General features: G+C 74.9%; 6 protein-coding genes. 4 read left to right on the top strand and 2 right to left on the bottom strand.

The window, feature by feature from the left end; genetic code table 11:
- The coding region (locus AXW62_RS10245; RefSeq protein ID WP_060944235.1) for a TetR/AcrR family transcriptional regulator at positions 1 to 598 on the bottom strand (598 nt) is incomplete at its 3' end.
- Between the two features lie 121 nt (positions 599 to 719).
- Between AXW62_RS10245 and AXW62_RS10240 the strand changes: the two genes are divergently transcribed.
- On the top strand, positions 720 to 1,883 hold the full coding sequence (locus AXW62_RS10240; protein WP_060944234.1) for an FAD-dependent oxidoreductase: 1,164 nt from the start codon (positions 720 to 722) through the stop codon (positions 1,881 to 1,883).
- Positions 1,880 to 2,635: an alpha/beta fold hydrolase gene (locus AXW62_RS10235; RefSeq protein WP_060944233.1), complete on the top strand. Its 756-nt coding sequence runs from the start codon at positions 1,880 to 1,882 to the stop codon at positions 2,633 to 2,635. Before AXW62_RS10240 ends, AXW62_RS10235 begins: the two co-directional genes overlap by 4 nt.
- Positions 2,636 to 2,790: 155 nt before the next feature.
- Here the strand turns inward: AXW62_RS10235 and AXW62_RS10230 are convergent, their stop codons facing one another.
- The gene (locus AXW62_RS10230; protein ID WP_060944232.1) at positions 2,791 to 3,831 is read right to left on the bottom strand and encodes a dipeptidase; all 1,041 of its coding nucleotides are present in this window, start codon (positions 3,829 to 3,831) and stop codon (positions 2,791 to 2,793) included.
- A gap of 190 nt (positions 3,832 to 4,021) precedes the next feature.
- Here AXW62_RS10230 and AXW62_RS10225 point away from each other — a divergent pair, with 190 nt between their 5' ends.
- Positions 4,022 to 4,804, top strand: a complete 783-nt coding sequence (locus tag AXW62_RS10225) for an MBL fold metallo-hydrolase (RefSeq protein ID WP_030832475.1) — start codon at positions 4,022 to 4,024, stop codon at positions 4,802 to 4,804.
- Positions 4,804 to 5,457 (top strand): DedA family protein, encoded by a 654-nt coding sequence (locus tag AXW62_RS10220; protein WP_030832477.1) that lies wholly within the window; start codon positions 4,804 to 4,806, stop codon positions 5,455 to 5,457. The genes AXW62_RS10225 and AXW62_RS10220 overlap by 1 nt, the downstream gene beginning before the upstream one ends.
- Positions 5,458 to 5,478 lie beyond the last annotated feature (21 nt).

The raw sequence follows: 5,478 nt of genomic DNA, 5'->3' as shown, positions 1-5,478 counted from the left end.
CGTCCGCGGAGTGGGCGCGGTGGAGCCGTCCGTCAGCCCTGGCGGCGAGCGCCTGCCACTCCGCCTCGTGGCGGGGGGCGCCGTCCTCGCCGGGGGTGCGGCTGGCGTGCTCGGCGGCGGTCGCGGTGGCGAACTGCAGCAGCAGATCGATCAGCCATCCGGCCCGGTCGGGCTCCAGACCGCCCTCGTCCAGCAGCTCCAGCATCGCCTCCCCCAGATTCAGGTAGTTCTTCCCGAAGGGGCGGGCCACCAGGGCGGACTGGGCGAGACCGGGGTACTCGAACAGCAGCGAGGTGTAGGACATGAGGATCCGCACCAGCCGGTCGCGCCAGTCGCCGTCCGCCCTGACCGGGCTCAGGTCGACGGTGCCGAGGAGTTCCTCCAGAACCGCCGCGTGCAGCTCGGCGAGGTTGCGGACGTAGACGTAGAGCGAGGCGGGTCCGGTGTCCAGCTCCCGGGCCAGGCGGCGCATCGTGACCCGTTCCAGGCCCTCGGCGCGCATGAGGTCGACCGTGGTGGCGATGATGCCTTCCCGGGTCAGGGCCGGTTTCGCCGGACGTTCCCGGCGGCTCCGCGGGGCGGTGGGGTGCGCTGTCATGGGTTCATCGTACCCCCCGCCGAACGCGTTCGTAACGAACGCGTTTGCCACGAACGCGTTCGGCGGCCTACGCTCGTCCCATCCGCAGCGCATCAGCGCCGAGCCGAGAAGGGGCACCGACATGTCCGCAGAACGCCATATCGCCATCGTGGGCGGAGGGTTGGGAGGGCTGACGCTGGCCCGCGTCCTGCACGTCCACGGCATCACCTCGACCGTCTACGAACTGGACGCGTCGCCGACCGCACGCGACCAGGGCGGCACCCTGGACCTGGACGCGGAGTCGGGCCAGCGCGCCCTGCTGCACGCCGGTCTGCTGGAGGAGTTCCGGCTGCTCAGCCGCCCCGAGGGCGAGGAGCTGCGCGTGCTCGGCAAGGACGCCACCGTCGGCCTCCGCATCCCCCCGCCGGAGCCGGGCGAGAGCGACGGCCGCCCCGAGATCGACCGCAGGGCGCTGCGGGGCCTGCTGCTGGACTCGCTGCCCGAGGGAACGGTCCGCTGGGGCCACAAGGTCAGGTCCGTCGCCATCGGCGCGACGGGGCGGCCCACGCTCACCCTGGCCGACGGCCGGACCGTCGAGCCGGACCTGCTGGTCGGCGCGGACGGGGCGTGGTCCAGGGTGCGGCCCCTGCTGTCCGACGCCGACCCGGTCTACTCCGGGCTGTCGATGGTGGACACGGTGCTGCACGACGTCACCACCCGGCACCCGGCCGTCGCCGAACTCGTCGGCCAGGGCTCGATGTTCGCCCTGGCGGACGAGAAGGGGCTGGTCGCCCAGCGCAACGGCGGCGACCGGATCCGCGTCTACGGCGCGGCCAAGGTGCCGGAGGAGTGGAGCCGTTCGGGCATCGTCGATCCGGCGGACCCGGTGGCGACGAAGAAGCGGCTGCTGGACCTCTTCCCCGACTGGGACGAGGGGCTGCGGGCCCTGATCGCCGACTGTGACGGCCCCATCATCCCCCGTCCCATCCACGCGCTGCCCACCGGGCACCGCTGGGACCGGGTCCCCCGCGTCACCCTCCTGGGCGACGCCGCCCATCTGATGTCCCCCTTCGCGGGGGCGGGCGCCAACCTCGCCATGCTCGACGGCGCGGAACTCGCCCTCGCCCTCGCCTCCCACGACGACCTGGAGACAGCCCTGAACGCCTACGAGACGCCCATGTTCCCGCGCGCCGAGGCGGCGGCCGCGCTGTCGGCCGAGCACCTCACCGGCTTCTTCGGCCCGGACGGTCCGCGGGTCGCGCTGGACACCTTCTCCGCCGCCACCGCGGGGGGTGCGGCCCGATGACCACCCACCAGACCACCGGCTCCACCATCGAGCCCTACCCCGGCCTTCCCCTGACGGTGCGGGACGTGGGCGCGGGGCGGCCCGTGCTCGTGCTGCACGGCGGCGGCGGACCCGTCACCATGCCCGGGGTCGTGGACCACTTCGCCGACTCCTCCCGGGTGCTGGCACCGATCCACCCGGGCTGGGAGGACACCCCGCGCCCCGAGTGGTTCTCCGGGGTCGGCGACCTCGCCGAGACCTATCTGGAGCTGCTGGACGACCGCGACCTGAGCGATGTGGTGGTCCTGGGCAGCTCCTTCGGCGGCTGGATCGCCTCCGAGATGACCGTGCGCGACCGGGGCCGGCGCATCGGCGCCCTGATCATCATGGACGCCATCGGACCGCGCGTCGAGGGGCACGAGGTGCGGATGCCCACCGCCCCGCCCGGCCCGCCGCCCGGTCAGGACTCCGGCGCGGCGGCGCCGCCCCGGGGCCCCTCGCCCGAGGCCATCCGGACGATGCTGGCCTACACCGGGCCGTCGCTGTCCGATCCGAAGCTGCTGCACCGGCTCGCCCGGGTGAAGGTGCCCGCCCTCGTGGTGTGGGGGGAGAACGACACGGTCGTCACGCCCGACTTCGGGCGCGCGTACGCCGCCGCCATCCCCGGGGCGCGCTTCGAGCTGATCCGGGACGCGGGCCACCTCCCCGCGCGGGAGGCGCCGCAGGCCACGTTCGCCGCGGTCGACGCGTTCCTGGCCGCCGCGGGGCGGTAGTTCACCGCCGCCGGACGGTACTTCAGCGCCGCCGGGGTGTCGTCACGGTCACCGTCGCCGGGCCGGTCGTCACCACCGCCGGGCGGCCGACACCGCCCCCGGGCGGCCGACACCGCCCTCGGGCCATCGTCACCGCCACGGACCGGTCATCACCGTCACCGGGCGGACCGTGGCAGGGGGCGTCCCAGCTCCTTGCGGAACAGCTCCAGCACGTTGCCGCCGAGGATCTTCTCGACGTCCCCCTCGGGCAGGCCCCTGCGGATCAGCGCCTCGGTCACCAGAGGCAGTCCGCGGGGGCCTTCGAGCCCGGGGACCAGCAGCCGGGCGTACTCGGCGTCCTCGCAGCAGGGCGGGGTGGTGTCCGCGCTGACCTCCTTGATGAAGTCCGGCCCCAGGCCCACCCGGTCGACGCCGATGACCTCGGCGATGTGGAGGATGTGGTCGGCCAGCCGGTCCACCGTGCGGTCGGCCGGGTCGGTGGCCAGGAACTCGCCGAGGAAGTTGACGCACACCGTGCCGCCGGTCGCGGCGATTCCGCGCAGCTGCTCGTCGGTCAGGTTGCGGTGGTGGTCCAGCAGCGCGCGGGCGGAGGAGTGGGTGGCCAGCACCGGACGGGTGGCCAGCTCCAGCACATGGGCGACCCCGGAGGCGCCGAGGTGGGAGACGTCGAAGAGGATGCCCAGACGCTCCATCTCCGCGAGCGCCCGGACCCCCGCCTCGGTGAGCCTGCTTCCGGTGGCGTCCTCGCCGCTGCCGTCGGCCAGGGCGGTACGGCCCCAGTGGGCGATCGAGGCGATGCGCACCCCGAGGCGGTGCAGGGCGGGGAGGAGTTCCACGTCTGCGTCCAGCCCGGGGGCGCTCTCCAGCGCCAGCACCAGCGCGATCCGGCCGTCGCCGAGCGCGGCGTCGATGTCGTCGCCGTCCAGGCACAGCCGCACCTCGTCGGCGTTGCCCTCGGCGAGGGTGTGGGCGCACTCGATCATCCGCAGCGTCTCGCGCAGCGCGCCCTCGGGACGGAACCGGTCGTCGATGAAGACCGGCAGCACCTGGAGATCCACCCCGCCCGCGCGCAGCTGGGGCAGCCAGCGCTCCCGGAAGTAGCCGGCCCAGCGGTGCGGCGGGCGGGCGGTGACGGCTATCAGCAGGTCGTTGTGGGCGTCGGCGACGACGGCGCGGCGATGGAGTGCACGGCTCATAAGGACGTTCCGTCTCCTGGTGCGGGGTGGGCCGCGGACCCGCGCCGGATCGCGGGGCCGGTTCAGCAGCGATCATCGTGACCCGGGCACACCCGCCGGTCCACGGATTTTCCCGGCGCCCCGGCCGCCCGGACCGCTCCGCCCGGCGGGTGAGAGGATCGGGGCGACGGCCCGAGGGACGGAGGTGGAGATGTCGGTGGAGATCACCTGGTGGGGGCATGCCACCGCGACCGTGCGGGACTCCGGGGTGCGGGTGCTGACCGATCCGCTCTTCGTACGGCGCCTGGCCCATCTGCGGCGGCGCCGGGGGCCGGTGCCGCCGGCCGCCGCGGCGGTGGCGGACGTGGCGCTGGTCTCGCATCTGCACGCCGACCATCTGCACCTGGGCTCGCTGGCCAGGCTGGAGCCCGGCACCCGGCTGCTGGTGCCGCGCGGGGCCGGACGGGCGGTGCCCGGACTGCGGCGGGTGGTCGCGGCGCGCGGGCTGCGGGTGACGGAGATGACACCGGGGGACGTGTGTACGGTCGGCGAGGTGCGGATCCGCGCCGTGCCCGCCGCACACGACGGGCGGCGGCTGCCGTACGGGCCGAGCCGGGTGCCCGCGCTGGGATACGTGCTGAGCGGCGAGTCGACCACGTACTTCGCCGGGGACACCGGGCTGTTCGACCGGATGGCGGAGGCGGTGGGCCCCTGCGACGTGGCGCTGCTCCCGGTGGGCGGCTGGGGACCGTACCTCGGCCACGGCCACCTCGACGCGGGCCGCGCGGCACAGGCGCTGGCGCGGCTGGGGGCGCGCTGCGCGGTGCCGGTGCACTACGGGACGTACTGGCCGATCGGGATGGACGCGATCCGCCCGCACGAATTCCACGCCCCGGGCGACGACTTCGTGCGCCACGCCGGGCGGCTGGCCCCCGACGCGGTGGTGCACCGGCTGCGGCACGGGGAGTGCGTTCGGCTGGAGCCCGCCAGGTGATGGGGGATCTGGCGGACCTGGCCAGGGGCGTGCCGTCCGAGTCGACCCAGCAGGCGGTGGGGTATCCCTCGCTGTTCCTGCTGGTGGTGCTGGGCTCGCTGGTGCCGGTGGTGCCCACCGGAGCGGTGGTCTCCTCGGCGGCGGTGGTCGCCATCCACCAGACCGCTCCCCCGCTGTCGCTGCTGGTGGTCTTCGCGGTGGCCGCCCTGGCGGCCTTCTCCGGGGACGTGATGCTCTACTGGCTCGGGCGGCGCGGGGTGCGCTCGAAGAACGGCTCGCGGTGGCTCGAGCGGATCCACGACCACGCGGCGCCGGAGCGGCTGGACCAGGCGCGGGAGCGGCTGGACGAGCACGGGGTGGCGGTCCTGGTGCTGTCCCGGCTGGTCCCGGCGGGGCGGATACCGGTGATGCTGGCCTGCCTGCTGGCGCGCTGGCCGCTGCGGAGGTTCGCGCGGGGCGCCGGGCCCGCGGCGCTGGCCTGGGCGGTGACGTACCAGCTGATCGGGCTCCTGGGCGGCTCGCTCTTCCCCGAACCGTGGGAGGGTGTGGCGGCGGCCGTGGTGCTGACGGTGGTGATCAGCACGGCCCCCGCGCTGTGGCGGCGGCTGCGGCGCCGTACCGCACGCGACGCCCGGAGCGAGGCGGCGGGCTGACGCCGATGGCCGGGGCGGGCC

Source organism: Streptomyces hygroscopicus subsp. hygroscopicus, assembly GCF_001553455.1.
In the GTDB taxonomy this organism is placed as follows: Bacteria; Actinomycetota; Actinomycetes; order Streptomycetales; family Streptomycetaceae; genus Streptomyces; species Streptomyces hygroscopicus.
This window is presented reverse-complemented; position numbering and strand designations above follow the sequence as displayed.